We start from the raw sequence: 26,059 nt of genomic DNA on the forward strand, positions 1-26,059 counted from the left end.
TCACGCGGCCCCCTGGTCGGCCGCGGCGGGCGGGGCCTGGGCGGGGGTCCGGACGGGCGCCGCCGTCCGCTTCGCGCGCTCGCGCACGATCGTCTTGAGCACCCGCCACCCGTCCCGGACCGCGCGCAGGTTACTCGTCCCATGAATGCGGTTGCGCTCGTGGCTGGGGATCTCGTGCACCCGCAGCCCGGCCTTGGCGACGCGGATGTTCATCAGCGTCTCGACTTCGAAACCGTCGCAGTCGAGGCCGAGCACGTCGAGGTGGCGGGCCCAGAAGGCGTTGTAGCCGTAGCACAGGTCGGTGTAGCGGGTGCCGTAGAGCCGGTTGACCAGCGTGCTGAGCACGAAGTTGCCGAGGCGCCGGCAGAGGGTGATGTCGTCGCTGCCGCCGCCGCTGGCGAACCGCGACCCCTTGGCGTAGTCGGCGCCGGCGACCAGCGCGCCGACGAACCTGATGATCTCGCGGCCGTCGGTGGAGCCGTCGGCGTCGATCATCACGATGATGTCGCCCGTGCAGGCCGCGAACCCGGCGGCCAGCGCGTCGCCCTTGCCCTTCCCGCTCTGCTGGACCACGCGCAGGCCGGGACGCAGCCGCCGGGCCACCGCGACGGTGTCGTCGGTCGAGTTGCCGTCGACCAGGACGACCTCGCTCACCCAGCGGGGGAGCGTGGCGAAGACGTGCGGGAGGTTCTCGGCCTCGTTGAGGGCGGGGACCACGACGCTGACGCGCGGGGATATCGCCATATCGGGCGTTAAGCGGATAAATCCGTCGCTGGACGGCTTGTGAGTGAATGTCGTTAAATGTGAACGCGAGATAGATTTGGTGCTCTCGGGGTTCATGTTATGAGGATCCTCCGGGGGCATTCGGGGCATGGTGCTGACGGCGTCATCGGCGCGGGGGCACATTGCCCGTCGCTATCAGCGAGGACGTTGGAACGTACCTGTTAGGTCTCGCGACGGCCCGGTCAGGTTGGCAGGACGACCGAAAATCCGGCGAAAAACGAGGGCTACGTTACATTCCTGATCTATGTCCCGGGCGGCCGATCGCGTGGTACGCCTTTTGCCCCGATTTTCGAGCGGATCTCGCGCAATGCCCCCACACCCTCGCCGAACTCGGTCTTCGCGCCGACGCGGGGCACGGAATCGGAGGAGGGATAAACCGCGTGACCCCCGGCGGCGGCTGATCGTTAAACTCATCTGACCAAGCGCGCGGTAGGGTGTCAACGCTGACGTCCGGATTCCTCGTCCCGTTTACCGCGTTCCCAAAACGTGATCCAACCGTCGTGCGCTGCCTGGCCGGCCCCCGATGCGGCCGCGCGGGCGTGGAAACGGTCCGATCCCACGCCCGCGCCGAGTTCGTCAGTCCGTAATGTCGCGCCGTCCCAAGGACGGGCCGTGCTCGAAGGGCACGCCGCTCCCGAGGAAGTCCCCCCTGCCCGGAAGCGCGAGCCGTCGCGGCGGCCGGCGCTCGAACGGCACCGGCGGCGCGGCCCGCGCCGCCCGGGCCGCCAGGGCGGCCGCCTGCGAGGGGTTCTGGAACTGCGCCATCCGCCGGACCACCTGGCGGCGCAGCTCCGGCAGGTATGCGTAGAGACTGTCGCCGGGACACGACGTGGTGTTGAGGTCGCGGTGGCCGACGATCGCCACGGTCGGGTCGAGCCCGTAGACCCCGCAGAGCCAGGCGGCGAGGCGGGTCAGCGCGTCGATCTGCTGCTGCGGAGGCAGCTCCTTCATGTACGTGCCCTCGGTCTCGATGCCGAGCGTGTGGTTGTTGTGGTTGGCCGTGTGCGCGCCGACCACGTGTTCCCTGCGCGCGATGGCGGCGAGCGTGCCGTTCCTCCCCTCCATGACGTAGCCGCCGCGGCTGACCGTGAACTGCTGGCCGATGTCGTTCCAGCCGTTGCGGTACATGTGGTAGCGCTGGATCGCCTGCGACAGCCGGAAGGCGGCGTCGATCCCGGTGTCGGAGACGTTGGCGGTCGCGGTGTGGTGGATGACGATCCGGTCGGGCCCGTGGTGCACCACCTGGGCGCGCCGCCGCGGCGCGCGGGCCCGCCACTCCTGCCGGGTATAGATGTGCGGCGGGAGGGCTAACGCGGTTCCCGTGGTGAGCCGGGCGATCGGCGCGGCCCCCCGCATGCCCGTGCCCGTCGTGCCGGTCCTGCCCGCGCCCGCGCGCGTCATTCCGGCTGTTCCTGCCACGCCTGTGCCATCTATGCTCGCGGCGGTCATGCCCGTGTTGGGGCCGGCCGCCGTTTCCATGCCCGTCGCGCCTGCCGGGAGTCCCATCTCTGTCGCGGCCCACTCGTCGGTCGTCCACGTCGCCGCGCCTGTCGCCGCGCCTGTCGCCGCGCCGCCCGAAGCGGCGCTCGCGGCCCCGGCGGCCGTCGTTCCGGTTGCCGCGCCCTCACCGGTCGCCGTGGCCGGCGTCCGCGCGGTCCCCGGCGAGCCCGGGGGAGCCGGTGGCCGGAGCAACGCTGCTCCCGCGATGCCGCCTCCGATTGCCAGGAACGCCCGCCTGCTGATCGCGGGCGAGTCGCTCGCCGTGCCGGCCACCCCGTCAGGGAGCGGGCCGTCCAGCGAGAGGCCGCCGGAAACCGCGGCCTCCACAGCCGGCGTGAGACCGCGTGTGCGCACGACCTCGGGAGCCGACCCGAGGTCGCCGGAACGTGCGGGCTCACCAGCCGGCGTGAGACCGCGGTGGAACACGGACATGTTGACCCTCCCGAGTTGAGCGTGGATTCTCGGGGTTTCCACGACCATTGGGGAGGTCGAAGCCATCGTCCCCAGCGTCGGAGACGGCTACTCCTCGCGGTCGGATAGTGACAGGTATGTCCGCTGCCCTGTCCTGCGCCCTGTTTGGCGCCATTTCCGCCCAGTCCGGCGGGGGGCAGGGGCCGTTACGGGATGGCGGCGAGGAAGCGCTCCCGCTCCTCTGCGGGCAGGTGGTCGACGAAGAGGACGCCGTCCAGGTGGTCGGCCTCGTGCTGGAGCACCCGCGCCAGCGTGCCGATGGCGCGCACCGTGATCGGCTTGCCGTACATGTCGCGGCCGCGGGCGACGGCGGAGAAGGAGCGTTCCAGCGGCCACCACATCCCGGGAGCCGACAGGCACGCCTCGTCGGCCCGGATCAGCCGGCCGGAGACCTCCAGGCGCGGGTTGACGATGTGGCCGGCCCGCCCCTCCACCTCGAAGGCGATCACCCGGAGCGGGACGCCGATCTGGGGCGCGGCGAGCCCCGCCCGTCCCGCCCCGGCCCGCATGGTCGCGGTGAGCGCCCGGACGAGGTCGCGTACGGACCGGTCGAAGGCGGTGACCGGTTCGGCTACGTCGCGTAGCGAAGAATCACCGAACATTCGGATCTGCCGGACACTCATGCACGCTCCCCGCGGCTACGACGACACCACAACGAAATGCCCACACCGGGCGCGGTCCAATCTCGGGTAGATCCCTATTACACCGTTGCCGCGGCGGATCCGATGACGCGCCGCGCGCCATGTGTGATCTTCGTGTGGTTGCGGAGAGTAATCGTGCGCGGATCGCCGCCCGGCCTTGGGCGACGCCTCGGGTTGTTCGCTTCCGGCCGGTCAGCCGTCGGTGCCGCGGTCCCTGCGCCTCAGGTAGCGCTCGAACTCGGCCGCGATGGCGTCGCCGCTCGCCTCGGGCAGTTCGGTGGCGTCCTTGCGCTCCTCCAGCTCGCGGACGTACTCGGCGACCTCGGTGTCCTGCGCGGCCAGTTCGTCCACGCCGTGCTCCCACGCCCTGGCCTCCTCGGCCAGGTCGCCGTACGGCATCGGCAGGTCGAGCATGTCCTCGATCCGGCGCAGCAGCGCGAGGGTGGCCTTGGGGTTCGGCGGCTGGGCGACGTAGTGCGGCACCGACGCCCACAATGAGACGGTGCGCAGCCCGGCCGTGCCGAGGGAGTGCTGGAGCACGCCGACGATGCCGGTCGGGCCCTCGTACTTGGTCAGCTCCAGGTTGAGCGCGCGCGCCATCCCGGGGTCGCTCACCGAGCCGGTGATCGGCACCGGCCGCGTGTGCGGCGAGTCGTTGAGCAGCGCGCCCAGCAGCACCGCCAGCTCCACGCCCAGCTCGTGGCACAGGCCCACGATCTCCGCGCAGTACGAACGCCAGCGCATGTTCGGCTCGATGCCGCGCAGCAGCAGGACGTCCCGCTGCGCGCCCGGCGGCCGGGCGAGCAGCAGCCGGGTGGTCGGCCAGACGATGGACCGGGTCAGGCCGTCGTCGCCCATCTCGACCAGCGGCCGGGTCACCTGGAAGTCGTAGTAGTCCTCCGGGTCCAGCTCGACCAGCGGGGTGGCCTTCCACTCCGACTCAAGGTGCGCGAGCACTCCGCTGGACGCCTCGCCCGCGTCGTTCCACCCTTCGAACGCGGCGATCAGCACCGGGTCGACGAGCTCAGGGAGCCCTTCGAGCTCGATCACGCGCCGCCTCCTTCACTGGCCCACAGGGATGTGACCTTTTCATAAGACTATTCGGTGGGGAGCCTCCGGCGTCACCCACGCGCCCAACATGATCGTCCGCTCCGGCACGGGAGGGAACCGGGCGCGGACCCCGTGCGTTCTTATTGGCCGGATTGTCCAATAGGCCTGACGCGGGGCCGGATAGGCTTGGCCCATGACGAGTGGACTGTCCTTCCGTAGAGCCCTGTCCGAGCGCGTGCTTGTGGCGGACGGGGCGATGGGCACGATGCTGCAGTCCTACGACCCCACGATCGACGACTTCCAGGGGCACGAGGGCTGCAACGACGTCCTCAACGTCAGCAGACCCGACATCGTGCGGGCCGTGCACGACGCCTACCTCGCGGTGGGCGTCGACTGTGTCGAGACCAACACCTTCAACGCCAACCACGCCGCGCTCGGCGAGTACGGCATCTCCGACCGCATCTTCGAGCTGTCCGAGGCCGGCGCCCGCCTCGCCCGTGAAGAGGCCGACCGCTGGTCCACCCCGGACCAGCCCCGCTTCGTCCTCGGCTCGATGGGCCCCGGCACCAAGCTCCCCACACTCGGCCACCTGCCGTACGCCACGCTCCGTGACGCCTACCGCGACAATGCGGCGGGCCTGATCGCCGGCGGCGCCGACGCCATCATCATCGAGACGTGCCAGGACCTGCTCCAGGTGAAGGCCGCCGTGGTGGGCGCCAAGCGGGCCGTCGAGGCGGCCGGGCGCGACGTGCCGGTCATCGCCCAGGTGACGATCGAGACCAACGGCGCCATGCTGCTCGGCTCGGAGATCGGGGCCGCGCTGACCGCGGTCGAGCCGCTCGGCGTCGACATGATCGGCCTCAACTGCGCGACCGGGCCGACCGAGATGAGCGAGCACCTGCGCTACCTGGCCCGGCACAGCCGGCTGCCGCTGTCGTGCATGCCCAACGCCGGCCTGCCGGAGCTCACCGCCGACGGCGCCCACTATCCGCTCACGCCCGCGGAACTCGCCGACGCGCACGAGGCGTTCACCCGCGACTACGGCCTCGCCCTGGTCGGCGGCTGCTGCGGCACCACCCCCGAGCACCTGCGCCACGTCGTCGAGCGCATCCGCGGCCGGCGGCGCGAGGCCCGGCGTCCCCGTCCCGAGGCGGGCGCGTCCTCGCTCTACCAGCACGTGCCGTTCCGGCAGGACACCTCCTTCCTCGCCATCGGCGAGCGCACCAACGCCAACGGGTCCAAGGCGTTCCGTGAGGCGATGCTCGCCGGGAGCCATGAGGAGTGCGTCGAGATCGCCCGGGCGCAGGCCCGGGACGGCGCCCACATGCTGGACCTGTGCATCGACTACGTCGGTCGCGACGGCGTGAACGACATGCGCGAGCTGGCGTTCCGGTTCGCCACCGCCTCCACACTGCCGATGGTGATCGACTCCACCGAGCCCGCCGTCATCGAGGCCGGCCTGGAGATGCTCGGCGGCCGGGCCGTCGTCAACTCGGTCAACTACGAGGACGGCGACGGGCCCGACTCCCGGTTCACCCGGATCATGCGGGTGGTCCGGGAGCACGGTGCGGCCGTCGTGGCGCTGACCATCGACGAGGAGGGCCAGGCCCGTACGACCGAGAGCAAGGTCAGGATCGCCGACCGCCTCATCGAGGACCTGGTCCACAACTGGGGCATGCGGGTCGAGGACATCATCGTCGACTGCCTCACGTTCCCCATCGCCACCGGCCAGGAGGAGACCAGGCGCGACGGCATGGAGACCCTGGAGGCGATCCGCGAGCTCAAGCGGCGCCACCCCACCGTGCAGACGACGCTGGGCCTCTCCAACATATCGTTCGGCCTGAACCCCGCCGCCCGCATGGTGCTGAACTCGGTCTTCCTCAACGAGTGCGTCAACGCCGGGCTCGACTCGGCGATCGTCCACGCGTCCAAGATCCTGCCGATGTCGCGGATCCCCGACGAGCAGCGCCAGGTCGCGCTCGACATGGTGTACGACCGGCGCCGCGAGGGCTACGACCCGCTGCAGCGGTTCATGGAGCTGTTCGAAGGCGTGAACGCCGCCGAGCTGAAGGCGACCAAGGCCGCCGAGCTGGCCGGGCTCCCGCTGTGGGAGCGGCTCAAGCGCCGCATCATCGACGGCGAGAAGAAGGGCCTGGAGGCCGACCTGGACGAGGCGCTCGCGCAGCGGCCCGCCCTGGAGATCATCAACGACGTGCTGCTCGACGGCATGAAGACCGTCGGCGAGCTGTTCGGCTCCGGCGAGATGCAGCTCCCGTTCGTGCTCCAGTCGGCCGAGGTGATGAAGAGCGCGGTCGCCTACCTGGAGCCCCACATGGACCGGGTCGACGGAGGCGGCAAGGGGCGCATCGTCCTCGCCACGGTCAAGGGCGACGTGCACGACATCGGCAAGAACCTCGTGGACATCATCCTGTCCAACAACGGCTACGAGGTGGTCAACCTCGGCATCAAGCAGCCGGTGTCGGCGATCCTGGAGGCCGCCGAGGACAAGAAGGCCGACGTGATCGGCATGTCCGGTCTCCTGGTGAAGTCGACGGTCATCATGAAGGAGAACCTGGAGGAGATGAACTCCAGGGGCATCGCCGAGAGGTTCCCCGTGCTCCTCGGCGGCGCCGCGCTGACCCGGGCGTACGTCGAGCAGGACCTGGCCGACCTGTTCCAGGGCGAGGTCCGCTACGCCAGGGACGCCTTCGAGGGCCTGCGGCTGATGGACGCCTTCATGGCGGTCAAGCGCGGCGAGCAGGGCGCGGAGCTGCCCGCGCTGCGCGCCCGCCGGGTGAAGACCGGCGCGGTCCTCACCCGCACCCCGGTCGAGCAGCTGCCGGCCAGGTCCGACGTCGCCGCGGACAACCCCGTCCCGCGCGCGCCCTTCCTCGGTGACCGGGTGGTCAAGGGCATCCCGCTCGCCGAGTACGCGTCCTTCCTCGACGAGCGGGCCACCTTCATGGGCCAGTGGGGCCTCAAGGCGGCGCGCGGCGGCGAGGGACCGTCCTACGAGGAGCTCGTCGAGTTGGAGGGCCGCCCGCGGCTGCGCATGTGGCTGGACCGGCTGCAGACCGAGGGGCTGCTCGAGGCGGCCGTCGCCTACGGCTACTTCCCGTGCGTCAGCGAGGGCGACGACCTGGTCATCCTCGACGAGGCCGGCAACGAGCGCACCCGCTTCACCTTCCCGCGCCAGCGCCGGGACCGGCACCTGTGCCTGTCGGACTTCTTCCGGTCGCGCGACTCCGGCGAGGTGGACGTGGTCGCCTTCCAGGTGGCCACGATGGGCAGCCGCATCAGCGAGGCCGCCGCCGAGCTGTTCGCGAAGGACTCCTACCGCGACTACCTGGAGCTTCACGGCCTGTCCGTCCAGCTCACCGAGGCGCTCGCCGAGTACTGGCACGCGCGGGTCCGCTCGGAGCTGGGCATCGGCGGCGACGAGACGCTCGCCGACATGCTCAAGGTCAACATCGCCGGGTGCCGCTACTCCTTCGGCTACCCGGCCTGCCCGAACCTGGAGGATCAGGTTCAGCTGATGGAGCTGCTCGACCCGTCGCGGATCGGGGTGACCCTGTCGGAGGAGTTCCAGCTCCACCCCGAGCAGGCCACGTCCGCGCTCGTGGTCCACCACCCGGAGGCGAAGTACTTCAACGTCTGAGCGGCCCCGCGCGCGATCAACCGGATGCGCCCGTATAGCATGGCTGACCTGCGCATCCGTTGATCGTGACCTCTCGGGGCTCCCCCGGCACGCGGCGACGCGCCTGGATCACCCGGTACGGCGAAGCGGCAAGGGGGAAGCTTGGACGCGGTTCTCTTCGACATGGACGGGCTGCTGGTCGACACCGAGAAGGTGTGGTTCGAGGTGGAGTCCGAGGTGGTGGCCCGCCTCGGAGGCACCTGGGGTCCCGAGCACCAGGGGCAGCTCGTGGGCGGCTCGTGGCAGCGCAGCATCGCCTACATGCTCAAGGTGACCGGGGCCGACGTGGCCCCGTCCATCGTGGGGGAGTGGCTGCTCGACGGCATGGAGCAGCGGCTCGCCGACGGGGTCGAGACCATGCCGGGCGCCCTCGACCTGCTCCGCGCGATCATGGAGGAGGGCGTGCCCATCGCGCTGGTCACCTCGTCGCTGCGGGTGATCGCCGACTCGGTGCTGAAGTCGGTCGGCCGCGAGCACTTCGACGTCATCGTCACCGCCGACGACGTCACCTGGACCAAGCCGCACCCCGAGCCGTACCTCACCGCGACCAGCCTGCTCTCGGTCGATCCCGCGCGCTGCGCGGTGCTGGAGGACTCCCCGAACGGCGTGGCCTCCGCGTCGGCGGCCGGATGCCGGGTGGTCGCGGTGCCCAGCCTGGTGGACATCGACCCCGCGCCCGGGCGGGTCGTCGTTCCGTCGCTGTGCCACGTGGACGTCGCGCTTCTGCGCGGCCTCATCGGCTGACCGGCTCCTCCGCGGCTCCTCGCGGCACGTCCCTGACCCCGTCCGCGTGATCTCAGGGGGATCTCAGGGTCCTCCCGGCGATCTCGGGGCACTCGCCCGGCGGCGGCGCGTGCCAGGATGGAACGAACGCCGTAAAAGGAGCATGTCATGTCCTTCACCGCCATCGCCTGGACGCCGCTGTGCGTCGGAATCACCGTCGTGGGGCTCGTGCTGAGCTACCTGGCGTTCCGCCGCCGGGGGCTGGCCGCCGGGCTGCGCGCCACGGCGTGGTCGTTGCTGCCGCTCGCCGCGCTGCTGACCGGGATCCTGGAGACACTGTGGAACGTCGTCTCCACACTGGTGTCCTTCGTGACCCGGCTGGTCCTGTCGCCCATGGTGTGGACGGGCATCGTCCTGGCCGGCCTGTCCGTCCTGCTCTTCGTCGTCTCCGGCGCGCTGCGCGGGCGTGCCGTCACGCGGGACCGCAAGGGGTCCGCCGCCGCGGACGCCTCCACGGCGGCCCCCACCGGAGCCCCCGCCGCGGCGCCCGCCGGAAAGGCCAAGCCGGTCGAGCGTTCCGCCCAGCCCGCCGCCGCGGACGACTTCTCCGACATCGAGGACCTCCTCCGGAAGCGCGGCATCGACTGAGCCGGCCCGGCCGCTTCGGCGCGGAGCGCGCGGCCGAGCGACCCCGGTGCCCGAATGGCGTGAATGTCATGATTCTGAGACGGAACTGAAACGGCTCTCGGACATTCCTTGCAAGATCAGTACGAATAAGTTTCGCGTCAATCACAGTTGGGCCACATAGACCCCCTTTGGGCTTGTTTATGCAGCTCAGAACGTAGATCCTCCCTTCTGGGACCCGGGGGCTGCCGGGACCGCAGGAGAACGTCTGGATCCCAGGGGGCCGACACGCATGGCCGCGCGCAGCAAGGTCATCTATACGCACCGCATCCCGGTCGCGGAGTCGACGCCGCATCTCACGGTGAAGCGCGAGACGGCGCTTTCGGCGCACATGACGGGTGAGGGCCGATGACGGCGCCGCTCGACGTGCCGGACGCGTCGGTGGACCCCGCATCGGCACCCGCGGTCGCCGGAGCCGGCGCCGCTGCCATCCAGGGCCGCTCGCTGGGACAGATCGCCTGGATGCGGTTGAAGCGCGACAAGGTCGCCATCGCCGGCGCGCTGGTCGTCATCTTCCTGATCTTGGTCGCCGTCTTCGCGCCCCTCCTCGTCAAGGCGTTCGGACAGGACCCGACCCAGTTCAACTCCGATCTCATCGACGCGTCGACCATGGCGCCGAAGGGCGGCACGGGCATCAGCGCCGACCACCTGTTCGGCCTTGAGCCGGTCAACGGCCGCGACATCTTCAGCCGGGTCGTCTACGGCGCGCGCATCTCCCTGCTCATCGCCTTCCTGGCCACCCTGCTGTCGGTGGCGATCGGGACGCTGCTGGGCGTCACGGCCGGCTACTTCGGCGGCCTGGTCGACTCGATCATCAGCAAGGCGATGGACGTCTTCCTCGCCTTCCCGCTCCTGGTCTTCGCCATGGCGCTGGCCGGCATCATCCCCGACAGCGCGTTCGGCCTGACCGGCGACACCTTGCGCGTCGCGATGCTGGTCTTCGTCATCGGCTTCTTCAACTGGCCGTACATCGGCCGGATCATCCGCGGCCAGACGCTGTCGCTGCGCGAGCGCGAGTTCGTCGACGCCGCGCGCAGCCTCGGTGCGCGCGGGCCGTACGTCATCTTCCGTGAGATGCTGCCCAACCTGGTCGCGCCGATCCTGATCTACTCAACGCTGCTGATCCCCAGCAATGTGCTGTTCGAGGCGGCGCTGTCCTTCCTCGGGGTGGGCGTGCGCCCGCCGACACCCACCTGGGGCGGCATGCTCTCGGACGCGGTGCGGTTCTACACGATCCCGCACTTCATGTTCTTCCCCGGCATGGCGATCTTCATCACCGTACTGGCCTTCAACCTGTTCGGTGACGGCCTGAGGGACGCTCTCGACCCGAAGGCTCGCTGATCCTCTCCCGATTCCCTGTTGTTCCCCGCCACGAAACCAAGGGGTTTGTAGATGAAGAGAAGAACCACGACGGGCGCGGCTGCGCTGGGCGCGGTGCTCGCCCTCGCGCTGTCCGCCTGCGGCGGCGGCTCTGGCTCGACGCCGAAGGACTCGGCGCAGCCCGCCGACCAGGGGGGCAAGGCAGAGTTCAACGCCGCCCTCACGGGGATCGTCAACCCGTCGGACAAGAAGGGTGGGGTCCTCAAGCTCGCCAACGAGGGTGACTGGGACTCCCTCGACCCGGGCGACACGTACTACGGCTACTCCTGGAACTTCGTCCGGCTCTACGGTCGCTCGCTGCTGATGTTCAAGTCGGCGGTGGGCAAGGAGGGCAACGAGCTCGCGCCCGACCTGGCTGAGGGCATGGGCCAGCCGAGCGACGACGCCAAGACCTGGACGTACAAGCTCAAGCAGGGCATCAAGTTCGAGGACGGCACGCCGATCACGTCCAAGGACGTCAAGTACGCCGTGCTGCGCTCGCTCGACAAGGAGGTGTTCCCCGACGGGTACACCTACTTCAACGACTTCCTGGACCTGCCGAAGGGCTACAAGGGCCCGTACAAGTCCAAGGGTGTCAAGACGGACCAGGCGATCGAGACGCCGGACGACCAGACGATCGTCTTCCACCTGAAGCAGTCGCTGAGCAACTTCGACTACTTCGCCCAGCTTCCCGCGACCATCCCGGTCCCGGAGGCCAAGGACACGGGTGCGAAGTACCGCGAGCACGTGATCGCTTCCGGGCCGTACATGTTCGAGAAGAACGACATCGGCAAGGGCTTCACGCTGGTCCGCAACCCCAACTGGGACCCGGCCACCGACCCGAACCGCCGCGCGCTCCCGGACGGCTACGAGGTCTCGACCAACGTCAACGCCGACGACATCGACAACCGGATCCTCTCCGGCGACCTCGACGTCGCGGTGCTCGGCACCGGCATCAAGCAGGCGGCCCTCGGTCGTGTCCTCGGCGACCCGACGGTCAAGGCCAACTCCGACAACCCGACGAGCACCCGCCTCTGGTACACCTCGATCAACGGCAACGTTCCGCCGCTGGACAACATCGACTGCCGTAAGGCCGTTCAGTACGCCGCGAACAAGGTGGACTACCAGACCGCCTTCGGCGGCGAGTTCGCCGGCGGTCAGATCGCGTCCAGCATGCTCCCGCCGGCGATCCCCGGTCACGAGGACTTCAACCTCTACCCGCCGGGTGCCGACAACAAGGGCGACCTGGAGAAGGCGAAGGAGTCCCTGAAGGCCTGCGGTCAGCCGGACGGCTTCGAGACCAACATCTCCTACCGCGTCGAGCGCCCGAACGAGAAGGCCGCGGCCGAGGCGCTGCAGCAGGCCCTGGGCCGGGTCGGCATCAAGGTGACGCTCAAGGGGTTCCCGCAGGCGGACTACTTCGCGCTGTACGCCGGCAAGCCGGGCTTCGCGAAGGACAACAAGATCGGCCTGGCCCAGAACGGCTGGCAGTCCGACTGGCCCGACGGTTTCGGCTTCTTCGGCCAGATCGTCGACAGCCGCGTCATCCGCGACACCGGCGGTTCCTCGAATGTCAGCGTCCGGGACCCCGAGGTCGACAAGCTGCTCGACCAGGCGATGGCGGAGACCGACGAGACCAAGCGCAACGCGATCTGGACCGCGATCGACAAGAAGGTCATGGAGGACGCCTACGTCCTGCCCGGCATCTGGACGAAGACCCTCCTCGTCCGCAGCAAGAACGCGACGAACATCTTCGTGAACGACGCGTACGGCATGTACGACTACCTGGGCCTCGGCGTCAAGTAATCGCGAAACCGATCCGACACACCTGAGCACGGCAGAGGGCCGGCCCGTTCGGGCCGGCCCTCGGAGCCGGGGGGACTGTGGTCACATACATCTTCAAGCGGCTGATCTGGGCGGCCGTGATGCTCACCATTGTGAGCATCATCACGTTTGCCATCTTCTTCCTGGTGCCGCGCCTGGCGGGCGCGACGCCGGAGAGCCTCGCCGCTCGCTACGTCGGCCGTACCGCCAACGCGGAACAGGTGCAGATCGCCGCCGAGAAGCTCGGCTTCAACGATCCCCTGGTCGTGCAGTACGGACGATTCGCCAAGGGCATTGTCGCAGGCGCGGACTATGACTACGGTCCGGGCGTGGAGCGCTGCCCCGCTCCGTGCTTCGGCTACTCCTTCCTCACCCGGCTGCCCGTCTGGCCGGACCTGCTCGACCGCCTCCCGGTGACGATGTCGCTGGCGTTCGGCGCGGCGATCATCTGGGTGCTGGCGGGTGTGGCGACCGGCGTGGTGTCCGCCCTCAGACGGGGCAGCTTCTTCGACCGGGCGGCGATGACGATCGCGCTCGGCGGCGTCTCGCTCCCGATCTTCTTCACGGGCATCGTGTCGATGGTGGTGTTCAGCTACGGCAACCCGTTCTCGATCACCGCGCCGGGCGGCAGCTACACCCCGATCACGGAGAACCCGGCCCAGTGGGCGTACAGCCTGATCCTGCCGTGGGTCACCCTCGCCTTCCTGTACGCCGCCGGATACGCGCGGCTCACCCGGGCCGGGATGCTGGAGACGATGAACGAGGACTACATCCGCACTGCTCGGGCCAAGGGGCTGGCCGAGCGTACGGTGGTGCTCAAGCACGGCCTGCGCGGCGCGCTCACCCCCCTCGTGACCATCTTCGGTCTCGACGTCGGCCTTCTTCTGGGCGGAGCGGTGCTCACCGAGAGCACCTACTCCTTGCCCGGCATGGGCAAGTACGCCATCGACGCCATCACGAACCAGGACCTGCCGAAGGTCATGGGCGTGGTCCTGTTCGCCGCGTTCTTCGTCGTCGTGGCGAATCTGATCGTCGACCTGCTGTACGCCGTGGTCGACCCGAGGGTGAGGTTGGCGTGACCTTCCTGGAACTGAAGGATCTGCGGATCCACTTCCCGAGCGACGACGGTCTCGTCAAGTCGGTGGACGGGCTCTCGTTCCGGCTGGAGCGGGGCAAGACCCTCGGCATCGTCGGCGAGTCCGGCTCGGGCAAGAGCGTCACCAGCCTCGGCATCCTCGGCCTGCACAAGGGCGGCCGCGCCAAGATCTCCGGTGAGATCTGGCTGGACGGCGAGGAACTGGTGACCGCGAGCACCGAGCACGTGCGTACGCTGCGCGGCAAGAAGATGGCGATGATCTTCCAGGATCCGCTGTCCGCGATGCACCCGTTCTACACGGTCGGCGCGCAGATCATGGAGGCGTACCGGATCCACCACGACGTGAGCAAGAAGGTCGCGCGCAAGCACGCGATCGAGATGCTCGACCGGGTCGGCATCCCGCAGCCCGACCGGCGGGTGGACAGCTACCCGCACGAGTTCTCCGGTGGCATGCGGCAGCGCGCCATGATCGCCATGGCGCTGAGCTGCGACCCCGAACTGCTCATCGCGGACGAGCCGACGACGGCCCTCGACGTGACCGTCCAGGCGCAGATCCTCGACCTGATGCGCGACCTGCAGCGCGACTTCAACGCCGCGCTGATCGTCATCACCCACGACCTGGGCGTGGTCGCCGAGCTGTCCGACGACATCCTGGTGATGTACGCGGGCAAGGCCATCGAGTACGGCACGGCCGAGGACATCTTCGAACGGCCGGAGCATCCGTACACCTGGGGTCTCCTCGGCTCGATGCCCCGCCTCGACCGGGAGCGCACCGAGCGCCTCCTGCCGATCAAGGGCTCGCCGCCCTCGCTGATCAACGTGCCGCCGGGGTGCGCCTTCCACCCGCGCTGCACGTTCGCCGACCGCACCGGCGGCAAGTCCACCTCGGAGGTCCCCGAGCTCCTGGAGAGCGAGGGCGGTCACCTGGTGCGCTGCCACCTGACCCGCGACGTCCGGCGCACCGCCTGGGAGAACGAGATCAAGCCCAACCTGGAGGCGTCGTGAGCGAGCGTGGGACGCCGGCCGGAACCGGCGCGGCCCGGGATCCTCTGCTGAGCGTGCAGGACCTGCAGAAGCACTTCCCGGTCACGAAGGGGCTGCTCAAGCGGCAGGTGGGTGCGGTCAAGGCCGTCGACGGCATCAGCTTCGACGTCTTCAAGGGCGAGACCCTCGGCCTGGTCGGGGAGTCGGGCTGCGGCAAGACGACCACCGGACGGCTGATCACCCGGCTGATCGAGCCGACCGGCGGCAAGATCGTCTTCGAGGGTCACGACATCACCCACATGCCGCAGGGGCGGATGCGGCCGCTCCGCCGTGACGTTCAGATGATCTTCCAGGACCCGTTCAGCTCGCTGAACCCCCGCCACACGGTCGGCGCCATCGTCGGGGCGCCGTTCCGGATCCAGGGGATCAAGACCGAGCAGGGCACCAAGAAGGCGGTCCAGGAGATCCTGGAGATGGTCGGGCTCAACCCCGAGCACTACAACCGCTACCCGCACGAGTTCTCCGGCGGCCAGCGCCAGCGCATCGGCATCGCGCGCACGCTCGCGCTCAAGCCCAAGCTGATCATCGCCGACGAGCCGGTGTCCGCGCTCGACGTGTCGATCCAGGCGCAGGTGGTCAACCTCCTGGAGGACCTGCAGAACGAGCTCGACCTCACCTACGTGGTGATCGCGCACGACCTGTCGGTGGTCCGGCACATCAGCGACCGGGTCGCGGTGATGTACCTCGGCAAGATCATCGAGCTGGCCGACCGCAAGAGCCTGTACGAGGCGCCGATGCACCCGTACACGAACGCGCTCCTGTCGGCGGTGCCGATCCCGGACGTGAAGCGGCGCAAGGAGCGCGACCGCATCCGGCTGCTGGGGGACGTGCCCTCGCCGCTCAACCCGCCGCCCGCGTGCCGCTTCCACACCCGCTGCTGGAAGGCGCAGGAGGTCTGCTCGAAGGTCGAGCCGCCGCTGCTGGCGCTCGCGTCCGGCCACCAGGTGGCCTGCCACTTCCCGGAGAACGCCCCCGCGGGCGGGGCCGCGACCGGCGCCGAGCCGGCGGACGGGAACGGTACGCAGGGAGAGGCCGCGCCGGGGGAGGGCGCGACGACCTCCTCGTGACGCGCGGTCACGCCGGGCGGCCCCTCAGGAGCGGGCGCCCGGCGTGATCAGCCCGGTCTCGTAGGCGAGGACGACAGCCTGCACCCGGTCGCGCAGGGACAGCTTGGTCAGCACGTTGCCGACGTGCGTCTTCACCGTGGTCTCGCTGACCACCAGCTTCGCCGCGATTTCGGCGTTCGACATGCCCTTGGCGATGAGCTGGAGCACCTCCAGCTCGCGCTCGGTCAGCCGGTCGAGGCGGGCCGGGACCGCGCGCTCGTGCGCGGACGGCAGCCGGGTGGCGAACCGGTCGAGCAGCCGCCGGGTGACGCTCGGCGCCACGATCGCGTCGCCCCCCGCCACCACCCGGATCGCCTGCACGAGGTCGTCCGGCGGCACGTCCTTCAGCAGGAAGCCGCTCGCCCCGGCGCGCAGCGCCTCCACGATGTACTCGTCCAGGTCGAACGTGGTCAGCACCAGGACCTTGGGCACGTGCGCGCTGGCCGACGCCTCCCGCACGATGCGCCGGGTCGCCTCGATGCCGTCCATGCCCGGCATCCGGATGTCCATGAGGACGACGTCGGGCAGCAGCGCCCGGGACTGTTCCATGGCCATCGCGCCGTCGCCCGCCTCGCCGACGACGGTGACGTCCTGCTCGGCCTCAAGGATGAAGCGAAATCCGGTACGCAGCAGCGGCTGGTCGTCCACCAGCAGCACTCTGATCGGCATCATCTGTCCTTGAGGGGGAAACGGGCGTTGACCTCGAACCCGCCCCCGTCGCGGGGACCGATTCGCAGGACTCCACCATAAAGGGCGACCCGCTCCTTGATGCCCACAAGGCCGTGACCGGTCCGGGTCGGAAGCTCGGGTTCCGGCGCCGGGCCGCGCCCGTCGTCCTCCACGTGAACCCGCAGCTCGCCGCCCTCCCGGCGGACGGTCACCCATGCCCTGGCCGCCGGTCCCGCGTGCCTGAGGCTGTTCGTGAGCGCCTCCTGGATGAGGCGGTAGGCGGCGAGGTCCACACCGGGCGGGAGCGCCGGCAGGTCGCCCCCCGCGCCGCCCTCGACGCTCAGCTCGGTGCGCAGGCCGGCCTCGCGCATCTGGTCGACCAGCGTGGGCACGTCCTGCATGCCCGGCTGCGGCCCGAGCTCGGCCGGGCCGTCGGTGCGCAGCACGCCCACGATGTTGCGCATCTCCGCCATCGCCGTGCGCCCCATCTCCTCGATGGCGCTCAACGCGTCCCGCGCCACGTCCGGCTTGACCGCCAGCATCTTGCGCGCGGCCGCGGCCTGGACCGTCATGACGCTCACGTGGTGCGCCACGACGTCGTGCAGCTCCCGGGCGATCCGGGACCGCTCCTCGGCCCTGGCGGCCCGGGTGTCGGCCTCCCGCGCCCGCTCCAGCCGGTCGGTACGGTCGACCAGCTCGGCGAGATAGGCGCGGCGCAGCCGCACGCTGCGCCCGCCGATCCAGCAGAGCATGGCGACCACCACCGCGATGACATGGTCCGCCCAGGAGAGCGGCTCGTCGCCCAGCAGCGCGCCCACGGCGTAGCCGAGGCCGGCGACGGAGAGGGCGATCAGGCTGACCGCGAACCCCCGGTGCGCGGCGGCCGAGTAGAGGAGGATCAGCGTCGCGACGCCGCCCAGCCCCGGGTTGAGGTCGAACGCGTGGAGGGCCACCTCGGGCAGCGTGGCGAAGGCCAGCGCGATCAGCGGGTAGCGGCGGCGCAGCGCCACCGGCAGCGTGCACAGCACGGCCAGGACGAGGCCGAGCGCGCCCGAGGCGCGCGGCTCCACCGCTGGAACACCCGCCCAGCTCTCTATCAGCCCGTCGCCCAGCAGCAGGATGAGCGCGAGCGACGCCGCGGTGAGAACCGCCGCGACAGCCGAGTCGGTGATCAGGGGGTGCGATCGGATCGAGGATCTCGCACTGCCGGGGGTGGAGCGCACGCTCCCAATTTACGGACCCCGCCTGAGCGACCGACCCTGCCCCGGGCGGATATTCGGCTCGTCCGAAGGGATGAGTCCCGCGAGGCCTGCCGGGCGGCGGGCGTCACAGCTCGTCGCTGGCCGCCCGGTGGCTGCTCCTGCGCGAGCTGAGCCCCGGGTCACGGTCGGGGACGGGCGGGGGAGTGCCGCCGAACTCGGGGCACAGCTCCTGGTGGTCGCACCAGTCGCACAGCCGCGAGCGCCTGGCCCGCCACTCGCGCGACTGCAGTGAGCGCTCGATCGCCTCCCAGAGCGCCTGGACCTTCCGCTCGGTGGCCCGCAGGTCGGCCTCGTCCGGCACGTACCGGATGATCTCACCGTTGCCGAGGTACATGAGCTGGAGCATGCGCGGCACCGCGCCGCGCAGCCGCCACAGCGCCAGGGCGTAGAACCGCATCTGGAACAGCGCCTTGGCCTCGAACTCCGGGCCCGGCGCGCTGCCCGTCTTGTAGTCGACGACCCGCACCTCGCCGGTCGGCGCCACATCCAGCCGGTCGATGTAGCCGCGCAGCAGCAGTCCGCTGTCCAGCACCGCCTCGACGTACATCTCGCGCTCGGCCGGTTCGAGACGACGCGGGTCCTCCAGCGTGAAGTACCGCTCGACCATCCCCCTGGCCTCGGCGAGCCAGCGGTCCCGCTCCTCGTCGTCGGCGAACAGCCCGCCGTACTCCGGGGCCTCGTCGAGCAGCCGCCGCCACTGCGGTTCGAGCAGATCCTGCGCGGCCGCCACCGTGCGGGCCTCCGAGGGCAGGTCGTACAGCCGCTCCAGGACGGCGTGGACCAGCGTGCCGCGGACCGCGGCGGGGGAGGGCTTCTCGGGGAGCCGGTCGATCACCCTGAACCTGTAGAGCAGCGGGCATGTCATGAAATCGCCGGCACGGGATGGGGAGAGGGCGCCGATGATCGCGCGCTCTTCGGTGAGAGCCATGTCCCGCACTGTAGGACACCACGCTGACAGAAACCGGTCCCGGTGCTCGTACGGCCCGTGTCAGGCGTGGCCTGCGGCCACCCCGCGGCGCGTACCATCGAGGCCAAGGAGGGAAGACGACCACCATGAGTACCCCTGTGAATGGCTCCCCCGGCCTGCGGATGGGACGGCCGTTCGGCATCCCGGTCTACGTCTCGCCGACCTGGCTCCTTGTGGCCGCCTTCATCACCTGGAGCGCCGAACCGTGGTTCGCGGCCTACCTCCCCGGATACGGCCGCCCCGCCACGTACGCGGTGGCGCTGCTGTTCGCGGTGCTGCTCTATCTGTCGGTGCTCGCGCACGAGCTGGCCCACTGCGTGGTCGCCAAGCACTACGGCTACCCGGTGCGCAGGATCGTCCTCTACATGCTCGGCGGCGTCTCGGAGATCGAGCGCGAGCCGGACACCCCGGGGCGTGAGTTCCTCGTCGCAGCGGCCGGCCCGGCGCTCTCGCTGGGCCTCGGCGGCCTTGGGTCCCTGCTGCTCACCTTCGCCATGCCGCCCGAGGGCCTCTTCTACGTACTCGTTTTCCAGCTCACCGGGGCCAACCTGATCGTCGGGGTCTTCAACCTGGTGCCCGGCCTCCCGCTCGACGGCGGCCGCATCCTGCGGGCGGGTGTGTGGAAGATCACCCGCAACCCCGTCAGCGGCACCGTGGCCGCCGCCTGGGTCGGCCGGGGCCTCGCCGTCGTCATGATCGCCTGGCCGCTCCTGACGTCCGTCATGACCGGGCAGGAGATGGACATCCCGCTGATGCTCTGGTCGGTCATCCTGGCCTCGTTCATCTGGATGGGCGCCACGCAGTCGCTGCGGGTGGCCCGGGTGCGCGCCCGCCTTCCCCACCTCCGTGCCCGCACCCTCGCCCGCCGCGCGGTGCCGGTGACCGCCGAGGTGCCGCTGTCGGAAGCGCTGCGCCGGGCGCAGGACGCGGGCGCCGGAGCCATGGTCGTGGTCGACCACGAGGCCCGCCCGGTGGGCATCGTCAACGACGCCGCGGTGAACGCCACGCCGGAGCACAGGCGGCCCTGGGTGAACGTCGGAGCCCTGGCCCGCAGCCTGGAGCCGTCGCTGGTACTCGGGGCCGACCTGGAGGGCGAGCCGCTGCTCGACGCCATGCGCGGCAGCCCGTCGGGGGAGTACCTGCTGGTCGAGCGCGGCGGCGAGATCTACGGCGTGCTCGTCACCTCCGACGTGAACCGGGTTTTCTCCGGAGTCTGACGGCGCGTCCGGCCGCGGACGCCGATCCGACCTCCCCACTCGTCTAGTGGGGGCAGGTGCGACTAGTGTTCTGATCAAACCGATCAGGAGCGTGCAGTGGCCAGCCCTCAAAGCGTCGGCGCGCCGACCCGCGAGCCATTCGGCGTCGTGCCCGCGCCCCGCACGGCGGCGGGCCGATCGGATGTCCGGGCGCGGGCGTCCGGGAGCGGATGGCCTCAGGAAGGCTGTATGCCGTTCTTTTTGCTACGTTCTGGGGTGATCGACCTGGTGTCGCCTTCGGTCACGTTCCGGGCCCCGCCCCCCGCGGACGGATTCCCGGTGAGCGCGCCGATGCCGGTGCCGTTCAACTGGTGGGGTTTCCGGAAAGGGAGAGTTCAGTGACGGAACAGGGCGTGGGAGTGGTCCGCCCGCTGCCGGGAGATGGCGTCGTCGCTCATGTGAACGGCCTGCTGCTGGTCTGCGGAGCCGAGGACCAGCCGGTCGATGAGCTGCTCGCGGCGCTACGCGAGACCGCGACCTCCGGCGGGGACGGCCGGGCGCTGGCGCGCCGGGTCGCCCAGGTCCTGGCCGGGACGATGGACCGGACCACGGGCGAGCCGGTCGCCTGCGCGATCGCCGGGCCGACCGACGGCGGCGTCGCGGTCCTGGTCAGCGGCGCGGCCGAGGCCAGCGTGCGCGGCGGGCCCGACGGCGACGTCCATCTTGCCGGGCGTGACGCGCTCACCTGGACCGATCGCCTGGTGCGCGGCCCGGTGACGTCGATCGAGCTGCGCCTTCCCGGCGCCGGCCCCTCCAGCCCGTACGCGCGGCTGGACGGCGGCGTGGTGACGGGCGCCGGCCTGGTCCAGGACTTCACCGAGACCGGAGGGGTCGCCTTCCCGCCGCCACCGCCGAGGCGGCAGCCGACGCCGGCTCCGGTGGCGCCGCCGGCGCCCGAGCCGATCGTCGCGCGCGAGCCGGTCGTGCCGCCGCCGGCGCCCTTCGCGCCGATGGAGCCGCCGTTCCCGCCCGGGGAGCCGCACCGGGAGCCGCAGGCGCCGCCGTCGCCCTTCCCCAGGACCGACCCCGACCGCGACTCGGGACCGTTCGCCCCGGTGACGCCCGACCCGCTGCCGTACTCCATCGCGCCGACCGACTCCGGCCCCTACCCGGCGCCGTTCGCCGAGGCGTCGCCGTACCCCGCGCCGCCCGCGCCCGGCCCGGAGATCTCCGGCCCGCCGTCCGGCCCGATCCTGGGGCTCGGCCCCGGCCCGATCGGCGAGGCGTTCCCCGGCCACTCCACCGGCCCGCAGCCGGAGCCGGAGTCCTTGCGAGGCAACGAGGACGAGGGGTCGTTGTACGACAGCGGAGGGTTCGAGCCGTTCCTGGGTTCTTCCCCGGCCGGTTCGTCGTCGGCGCCGCCCGAGGAGGAGGTGGGGGACTCCACCCAGCTCGACTCCACGCCGTCGTCGGACCCGATGCCCATGGTCTACGGCGTCGACTGCAAGAACGACCACTTCAACGACCCGCGGGCGCAGTTCTGCGCGGTCTGCGGTGTTCCCGTCCCCGCGCACGTGCTCGTGCCGTACAAGGGGGTGCGGCCGTCGCTCGGGGTGCTGGTGCTCGACGACGGCGTCACGCTGAGCCTCGACTCGGACTACGTGCTCGGGCGCGACCCGGAGCGGGCGCCCGAGGCGCAGTCGGGTGAGGCGCGCCCGGCCAGGGTGACCAGCCCCGACGGTTCGGTGTCGCGGCGCCACCTGCGGATCACGCTCGACGGCTGGGACGTCACGCTCGTCGATCTCGGCTCGGTCAACGGCACCCAGATCCAGCCGCCGGGCGACCCGAACTTCTACGACATCCCGCCGAACGAGGTCGTCGCCATCGCTCCGGGCACGACCGTGCGGATCGGGGTCTCCCGCACCATGCGCTACGAGCCGCACCGTACGGCCTGAGCCGGCCGGGCCCGTTCCGCGGGCCCTCGGCGTCGCGCTCCCGGGATCACCGTGCCCCGGGGGCGCGCGGGCGTCAGCGGCCGGCGAGCCGGTCCAGCTCGCGGAGGATGAGGCGTTCGAGCCGCTCCGGGGACATCCGGTCGGGGTAGAGGAGCCGGTGCGCGCTGAGCCCGTCGACCAGCGCGAGCAGCCGCTCGGTCACGTCGTCGAGGTCCTCGCCGAGGTCGGCGGCCGCGCGGATCTCTCCGGCCTCGGCCGCCGAGGAGAGCAGGCTGCGCACGAGGTAGCGCAGCTCGGCCGCGTCCTCACGCTGGAGGGCGAGGAGCGCCGGGCTGCTCAGGCCGCGTCCCCAGAAGCCGACCTCGAGGCCGGTCTCGGCGGCCCGCTCCTCGTCGAGTGGCAGGTTGTCCAGCAGGACCTCGCGCAGCGCGGCGAGGCCGGTGAGCCCGGCCAGCTTGTCCTTCAGCCGGTTGGCGATGCGGCGGTGCGAGTCGCGCAGGGCGGACAGGAGGATGTCGTCCTTGTCGGCGAAGTAGTGCGTGAGCACGCCGTTGGAGTAGCCCGCCTCCTTGGCGATCGCGCGGGTGGTCGCGCCCTCGACGCCGTCGCGCAGGATGACCCGCCGGGCCGCCGCCATCACCTCGTCCCGCCGCTCGGCGTGGTCCACGATCTTCGGCATCCCGATTCCCCCTTCGTCTGTTGACATTTTAGTCGGACGCCCGTCTATTATCCCGGGCATGACGGTCGTCACCCTCGGCGTCCACATCGTGGACGTGCTGGCCCGCCCGGTTGAATCCATCCCCCAGGGCCAGGACACACATCTGCTCGAACAGATCCGCATCACGGCGGCCGGGGCCGCCGCGGGCACCGCGGTCGACCTGGCCGCGATCGGACTCCCGGTCGCCTCCATGGGGGTGGTGGGCGACGACGAGCTCGGCGACTTCCTCGTCATGATCATGCGGCGGCGCGGGGTGGACGTCTCCGGGATCGTCCGCAGGCCGGGCGAGCAGACCGCCGCGTCGATCCTGCCGATCCGGCCGGACGGCGGCCGCCCGTCCTTCCACGTGCCGGGGGCGAACCTCGGGCTGGCCACGGCCGACCTCGACAAGGACCGCGTCCTGGGAGCGTCCGTGCTCCACCTCGGCGGCATGGACGTCACCTGGGGCCTGCACGACCCCGCGTTCTTCGCCCTGCTGGACGAGGCCCGCGCGGGCGGCACGGTGGTCACGATGGACCTGCTGTCCAACATGCCGGACCTCGTCGCCGGCGCGCGGACCTTCCTTCCCCACGTCGACCACGTCCTGCCCAACGAGGAGCAGGCGCTCATGCTGACCGGCGCGGGCGACGTCGAGGAGGCGGCCGGCGCCCTGCTCGCCACAGGACCGTCCAGCGCGGTGATCACGCTCGGTGGTGAGGGCAGCCTGGTGGCCACCGCCGGCGGCCGGATCCGGATCCCCGCGCTCGACGTCCCGGTGGTCGACACCACCGGCTGCGGCGACGCGTACTGCGCGGGCTACATCGCCGGTCTCCTCGGGGGCCGCGACGCCGTCGGCGCCGCCCGGCTCGGCACCGCGCTCGCCGCCAGGGTCGCCGGAGGACTGGGCAGCGACGCGGGCCTCGCCGGGCTCGACCCGGCCACCCTGTGACCACCCCGACAGGACGAAGGAGCTCTCCCGTGACCGGTTTCTCGGACGCGTCGCTGCGCGAACGCGCCGCCAAGGTCGTCCCCGGCGGCATGTACGGCCACCTCAACGCCGCCCTGCACGGCGACGCCTACCCCCAGTTCTTCGTACGCGGCGAAGGCGCCCGGCAGTGGGACGCCGACGGCCGCGAGTACGTCGACCTGATGTGCAGCTGGGGGCCGATGATCGTCGGGCACCGCAACCCCAGGGTCGAGGCCGCCGCCGCGGCCCAGCAGGCGCTCGGCGACTGCCTGAACGGCCCGGGGCCGGTCATGGTCGAGCTGGCCGAACTGCTGGTCGACCTGATCCCGTCGGCGGACTGGGCGATGTTCTCCAAGAACGGCACCGACGCCACCACGCAGGCGCTCATGGTGGCCCGCGCGGCGACCGGGCGGACCAAGGCGCTGGTCGCGCACGGCGCCTACCACGGCGCGGACCCCTGGTGCACGCCCGGCCTGTCCGGCACCACCCCGAACCAGCGGGCCGACACCGTCGAGTTCACGTACAACGACCTGGCGAGCGCGGAGGCCGCGGCGGAGGAGGCGGCGGGGGACGTCGCCGCGATCCTGGTGACCCCGTTCAAGCACGACTCGTTCGAGGATCAGGAGTTCGCCGAGGCGGACTTCGCCCGGGGGCTGCGCGCCCTCGCCGACCGGATCGGCGCCGCCCTGGTCATCGACGACGTGCGCGCGGGCTGGCGGCTCGACCTGCGCGGCTCCTGGGAGCCCTTCGGCGTCCGCCCGGACCTGACCGCGTGGAGCAAGGCGATGGCGAACGGCTTCCCGATCGCCGCCGTCACCGGTGTGGACGCCCTGCGCGGCCCGGCGCAGACGCTGTACTCCACCGGATCCTTCTGGTTCTCGGCGACCGCCATGGCGGCGGCCAAGGCGACCATCGAGATCCTGCGTGAGACCGACGGCCCCGCCCTCATGGAGCGCGCGGGGACCCGCCTGCGGGAGGGCCTGGCCGCGCAGGCGGCCTCCCACGGGTTCGTGATCAAGCAGACCGGCCCGGTGTCGATCCCCTGGTTGTCCTTCGCGGACGACGCCACCCTGGACAAGGGCATGCGGTGGGCGGCCGCCTGCCTGAGCGAGGGCGTCTACCTCCACCCCTGGCACAACTGGTTCCTGTCCACCGCCCACACGGACGAGGAGATCGACCGCGCGCTGCTCGGCACCGACGCCGCCTTCGCCAAGCTCAGGGCGGCGTTCGGCGCCGACTGACGCAGTATTGGTCGGGGTTCAGCGGGTGCGCGACCACTGGATGTCGTCCACGCGGGTGCCGTCGGGGCCGGGCAGCAAGCCCTTGACGAGCACCTCCTGGACGAACCCCGCGCGCTCCAGCACCCGCTGCGAGGCCGGGTTGTCGGGCGCGGTGCCCGCGATGAGCCGGCGCAGCCGGGTGTGCGTGAACGCCCAGTCCGCGAGCAGGTCCACGGCGCGCGTGACCAGGCCGCGCCCGCGGAACTCGGGACGCAGGCCGTAGCCGATCATCGCCTGGTCGAGTGGCGGGACGACGTTCGCGAGCTGGATGTCGCCCGCGTACTCGCCGGTGACGGCGTCCCGGATCGCCATCTCGGCCGCGAGGCCGGCCAGCCACCGATGGCGGGCGTACCGGCAGCGCTCCTCGGACTCGGCGTACTGCGGCGGCTCCGGGGGCACGCGGCGCATGTAGATGTCGGGGAGGGACACCGTGGCGTTGTAGTCGCCGGCGTCCGCGACGGTGAGGGGCGTCAGCCGCACGACGCCGTCGGTCAGCTCGCCGCCGGGGAAGAAGGGCAGGTACGGCCGGATCGCGTCGCCGGGATCGGACGCCAGGCGGGCGAAGTACGCCACGTCGGCGCGCGAGCCGTCGCGCCGGTTCGACGCGCCGCGCAGCACCCCCTCGCGCCGGAAGCCCGCGGCGTATGCGACCCGCTGGCTGGCGATGTTCTCGGCGTCGGCTTGCAGGGCGACCCGGGGGACGTCCCGGGTGAAGGCCAGCTCGGCCAGCGCCCGGGTGGCGGCGGTGGCGACCCCGCGGCCGCGCGCCCACGGGGCCACCCAGTATCCGACCTCGCTGTTGCCGAACCGGTCGGCGGGCTTGAGCCCGGCCGCGCCGAGGAACTCGCCGGTGTCCGGCTCGGTGATCGCGTAGTCCGCGCCCCCGCCCTCCCACGTCGCGCGGGAGATCTCGTTGATCCAGTTCAGTGCGTCCTCGCGCGTGTACGGCGACGGCATTACCGGGAGGAACCGGGCGGTCTCGGGGTCGTTGCAGGCTCTGGCCACCGCGTCGGCGTCGGCCTCCACGGCCCTGCGCAGCGTGTACGGCCCGGCGGAAACCATGTTTTCGGGGTACATACGGTGGTTCT

At 71.0% G+C, this 26,059-nt stretch carries 21 protein-coding genes; 12 read left to right on the forward strand and 9 right to left on the reverse strand.

The genetic code is table 11. The features are described from left to right. From ACQP1V_RS15295 to ACQP1V_RS15310, 4 genes are all read right to left on the reverse strand, one after another. Positions 1-744, reverse strand: coding sequence for a glycosyltransferase family 2 protein (locus ACQP1V_RS15295; RefSeq protein ID WP_245658244.1), 744 nt, complete (start codon positions 742-744; stop codon positions 1-3). 615 nt (positions 745-1,359) lie between these two features. Next, positions 1,360-2,715, reverse strand: coding sequence for a peptidoglycan recognition protein family protein (locus ACQP1V_RS15300; RefSeq protein WP_433423257.1), 1,356 nt, complete (start codon positions 2,713-2,715; stop codon positions 1,360-1,362). Between the two features lie 185 nt (positions 2,716-2,900). Then, on the reverse strand, positions 2,901-3,377 hold the full coding sequence (locus tag ACQP1V_RS15305; protein WP_433423260.1) for a peptide deformylase: 477 nt from the start codon (positions 3,375-3,377) through the stop codon (positions 2,901-2,903). Between the two features lie 210 nt (positions 3,378-3,587). Then, positions 3,588-4,445 carry a PAC2 family protein gene (locus tag ACQP1V_RS15310; protein ID WP_433423263.1) on the reverse strand — a complete coding sequence of 286 codons (858 nt, stop codon included), beginning with the start codon at positions 4,443-4,445 and terminating at the stop codon, positions 3,588-3,590. A gap of 193 nt (positions 4,446-4,638) precedes the next feature. Between ACQP1V_RS15310 and metH the strand changes: the two genes are divergently transcribed. The 8 genes from metH (at position 4,639) to ACQP1V_RS15350 (ending at position 15,939) form a co-directional block, all read left to right on the forward strand. After that, positions 4,639-8,103 (forward strand): methionine synthase, encoded by a 3,465-nt coding sequence (metH, locus tag ACQP1V_RS15315; RefSeq protein ID WP_433423266.1) that lies wholly within the window; start codon positions 4,639-4,641, stop codon positions 8,101-8,103. A gap of 141 nt (positions 8,104-8,244) precedes the next feature. Beyond that, positions 8,245-8,886 (forward strand): HAD family hydrolase, encoded by a 642-nt coding sequence (locus ACQP1V_RS15320; protein WP_387411086.1) that lies wholly within the window; start codon positions 8,245-8,247, stop codon positions 8,884-8,886. A 147-nt stretch (positions 8,887-9,033) separates the two neighbouring features. Next, positions 9,034-9,513 carry a cellulose synthase gene (locus ACQP1V_RS15325; RefSeq protein WP_433423269.1) on the forward strand — a complete coding sequence of 160 codons (480 nt, stop codon included), beginning with the start codon at positions 9,034-9,036 and terminating at the stop codon, positions 9,511-9,513. Between the two features lie 384 nt (positions 9,514-9,897). After that, entirely contained in the window at positions 9,898-10,890 is a 993-nt protein-coding gene (locus ACQP1V_RS15330) for an ABC transporter permease (RefSeq protein WP_433423272.1), read from the forward strand. Positions 10,891-10,941: 51 nt separating this feature from the next. Beyond that, entirely contained in the window at positions 10,942-12,714 is a 1,773-nt protein-coding gene (locus tag ACQP1V_RS15335) for an ABC transporter substrate-binding protein (RefSeq protein WP_433423275.1), read from the forward strand. Positions 12,715-12,791: 77 nt separating this feature from the next. After that, entirely contained in the window at positions 12,792-13,811 is a 1,020-nt protein-coding gene (locus ACQP1V_RS15340; RefSeq protein WP_433423278.1) for an ABC transporter permease, read from the forward strand. Further along, complete coding sequence (locus tag ACQP1V_RS15345; RefSeq protein WP_387411093.1) at positions 13,808-14,833, forward strand: ABC transporter ATP-binding protein; 1,026 nt, start codon at positions 13,808-13,810, stop codon at positions 14,831-14,833. Before ACQP1V_RS15340 ends, ACQP1V_RS15345 begins: the two co-directional genes overlap by 4 nt. After that, positions 14,830-15,939, forward strand: coding sequence for an ABC transporter ATP-binding protein (locus ACQP1V_RS15350; protein WP_433423281.1), 1,110 nt, complete (start codon positions 14,830-14,832; stop codon positions 15,937-15,939). Before ACQP1V_RS15345 ends, ACQP1V_RS15350 begins: the two co-directional genes overlap by 4 nt. Positions 15,940-15,963: 24 nt before the next feature. On the opposite strand, the gene ACQP1V_RS15355 is transcribed toward ACQP1V_RS15350, so the two are convergent. The 3 genes from ACQP1V_RS15355 to ACQP1V_RS15365 form a co-directional block, all read right to left on the reverse strand. Then, positions 15,964-16,647, reverse strand: coding sequence for a response regulator (locus ACQP1V_RS15355; RefSeq protein WP_433423284.1), 684 nt, complete (start codon positions 16,645-16,647; stop codon positions 15,964-15,966). Then, entirely contained in the window at positions 16,647-17,870 is a 1,224-nt protein-coding gene (locus tag ACQP1V_RS15360) for a sensor histidine kinase (protein ID WP_433423287.1), read from the reverse strand. Before ACQP1V_RS15360 ends, ACQP1V_RS15355 begins: the two co-directional genes overlap by 1 nt. Positions 17,871-17,973: 103 nt before the next feature. Further along, on the reverse strand, positions 17,974-18,837 hold the full coding sequence (locus ACQP1V_RS15365; protein ID WP_433423290.1) for a RecB family exonuclease: 864 nt from the start codon (positions 18,835-18,837) through the stop codon (positions 17,974-17,976). A 125-nt stretch (positions 18,838-18,962) separates the two neighbouring features. Between ACQP1V_RS15365 and ACQP1V_RS15370 the strand changes: the two genes are divergently transcribed. Then, complete coding sequence (locus ACQP1V_RS15370) at positions 18,963-20,093, forward strand: site-2 protease family protein (protein WP_433423293.1); 1,131 nt, start codon at positions 18,963-18,965, stop codon at positions 20,091-20,093. 377 nt (positions 20,094-20,470) lie between these two features. After that, complete coding sequence (locus ACQP1V_RS15375) at positions 20,471-22,027, forward strand: FHA domain-containing protein (protein ID WP_433423295.1); 1,557 nt, start codon at positions 20,471-20,473, stop codon at positions 22,025-22,027. Positions 22,028-22,100: 73 nt separating this feature from the next. On the opposite strand, the gene ACQP1V_RS15380 is transcribed toward ACQP1V_RS15375, so the two are convergent. Continuing rightward, a complete protein-coding gene (locus ACQP1V_RS15380; RefSeq protein ID WP_067131788.1) occupies positions 22,101-22,706 on the reverse strand; it encodes a TetR/AcrR family transcriptional regulator in 606 nt (201 codons plus the stop codon). Positions 22,707-22,764: 58 nt separating this feature from the next. Between ACQP1V_RS15380 and ACQP1V_RS15385 the strand changes: the two genes are divergently transcribed. Beyond that, entirely contained in the window at positions 22,765-23,673 is a 909-nt protein-coding gene (locus ACQP1V_RS15385; RefSeq protein ID WP_433423298.1) for a carbohydrate kinase family protein, read from the forward strand. Between the two features lie 29 nt (positions 23,674-23,702). Then, on the forward strand, positions 23,703-24,932 hold the full coding sequence (locus ACQP1V_RS15390) for an aminotransferase class III-fold pyridoxal phosphate-dependent enzyme (RefSeq protein ID WP_433423300.1): 1,230 nt from the start codon (positions 23,703-23,705) through the stop codon (positions 24,930-24,932). An 18-nt stretch (positions 24,933-24,950) separates the two neighbouring features. Here ACQP1V_RS15390 and ACQP1V_RS15395 read toward each other — a convergent pair whose 3' ends face one another. Next, positions 24,951-26,048, reverse strand: a complete 1,098-nt coding sequence (locus ACQP1V_RS15395; RefSeq protein ID WP_433423302.1) for a GNAT family N-acetyltransferase — start codon at positions 26,046-26,048, stop codon at positions 24,951-24,953. Positions 26,049-26,059: the final 11 nt, after the last annotated feature.

It is taken from the genome of Microtetraspora malaysiensis, from assembly GCF_050947145.1.
GTDB classification, from domain to species: domain Bacteria; phylum Actinomycetota; class Actinomycetes; order Streptosporangiales; family Streptosporangiaceae; genus Microtetraspora_A; species Microtetraspora_A malaysiensis.

Excerpts from the sequence above, each read along its gene's own strand:
- ACQP1V_RS15295 (WP_245658244.1), bottom strand. The coding sequence starts at position 744 with ATGGCGATATCCCCGCGCGTCAGCGTCGTGGTCCCCGCCCTCAACGAG.
- ACQP1V_RS15300 (WP_433423257.1), bottom strand. The coding sequence starts at position 2,715 with ATGTCCGTGTTCCACCGCGGTCTCACGCCGGCTGGTGAGCCCGCACGT.
- ACQP1V_RS15305 (WP_433423260.1), bottom strand. The coding sequence starts at position 3,377 with ATGAGTGTCCGGCAGATCCGAATGTTCGGTGATTCTTCGCTACGCGAC.
- metH (WP_433423266.1), top strand. The coding sequence starts at position 4,639 with ATGACGAGTGGACTGTCCTTCCGTAGAGCCCTGTCCGAGCGCGTGCTT.
- ACQP1V_RS15325 (WP_433423269.1), top strand. The coding sequence starts at position 9,034 with ATGTCCTTCACCGCCATCGCCTGGACGCCGCTGTGCGTCGGAATCACC.
- ACQP1V_RS15330 (WP_433423272.1), top strand. The coding sequence starts at position 9,898 with ATGACGGCGCCGCTCGACGTGCCGGACGCGTCGGTGGACCCCGCATCG.
- ACQP1V_RS15335 (WP_433423275.1), top strand. The coding sequence starts at position 10,942 with ATGAAGAGAAGAACCACGACGGGCGCGGCTGCGCTGGGCGCGGTGCTC.
- ACQP1V_RS15355 (WP_433423284.1), bottom strand. The coding sequence starts at position 16,647 with ATGCCGATCAGAGTGCTGCTGGTGGACGACCAGCCGCTGCTGCGTACC.
- ACQP1V_RS15365 (WP_433423290.1), bottom strand. The coding sequence starts at position 18,837 with ATGGCTCTCACCGAAGAGCGCGCGATCATCGGCGCCCTCTCCCCATCC.
- ACQP1V_RS15370 (WP_433423293.1), top strand. The coding sequence starts at position 18,963 with ATGAGTACCCCTGTGAATGGCTCCCCCGGCCTGCGGATGGGACGGCCG.
- ACQP1V_RS15380 (WP_067131788.1), bottom strand. The coding sequence starts at position 22,706 with ATGCCGAAGATCGTGGACCACGCCGAGCGGCGGGACGAGGTGATGGCG.
- ACQP1V_RS15385 (WP_433423298.1), top strand. The coding sequence starts at position 22,765 with ATGACGGTCGTCACCCTCGGCGTCCACATCGTGGACGTGCTGGCCCGC.
- ACQP1V_RS15395 (WP_433423302.1), bottom strand. The coding sequence starts at position 26,048 with ATGTACCCCGAAAACATGGTTTCCGCCGGGCCGTACACGCTGCGCAGG.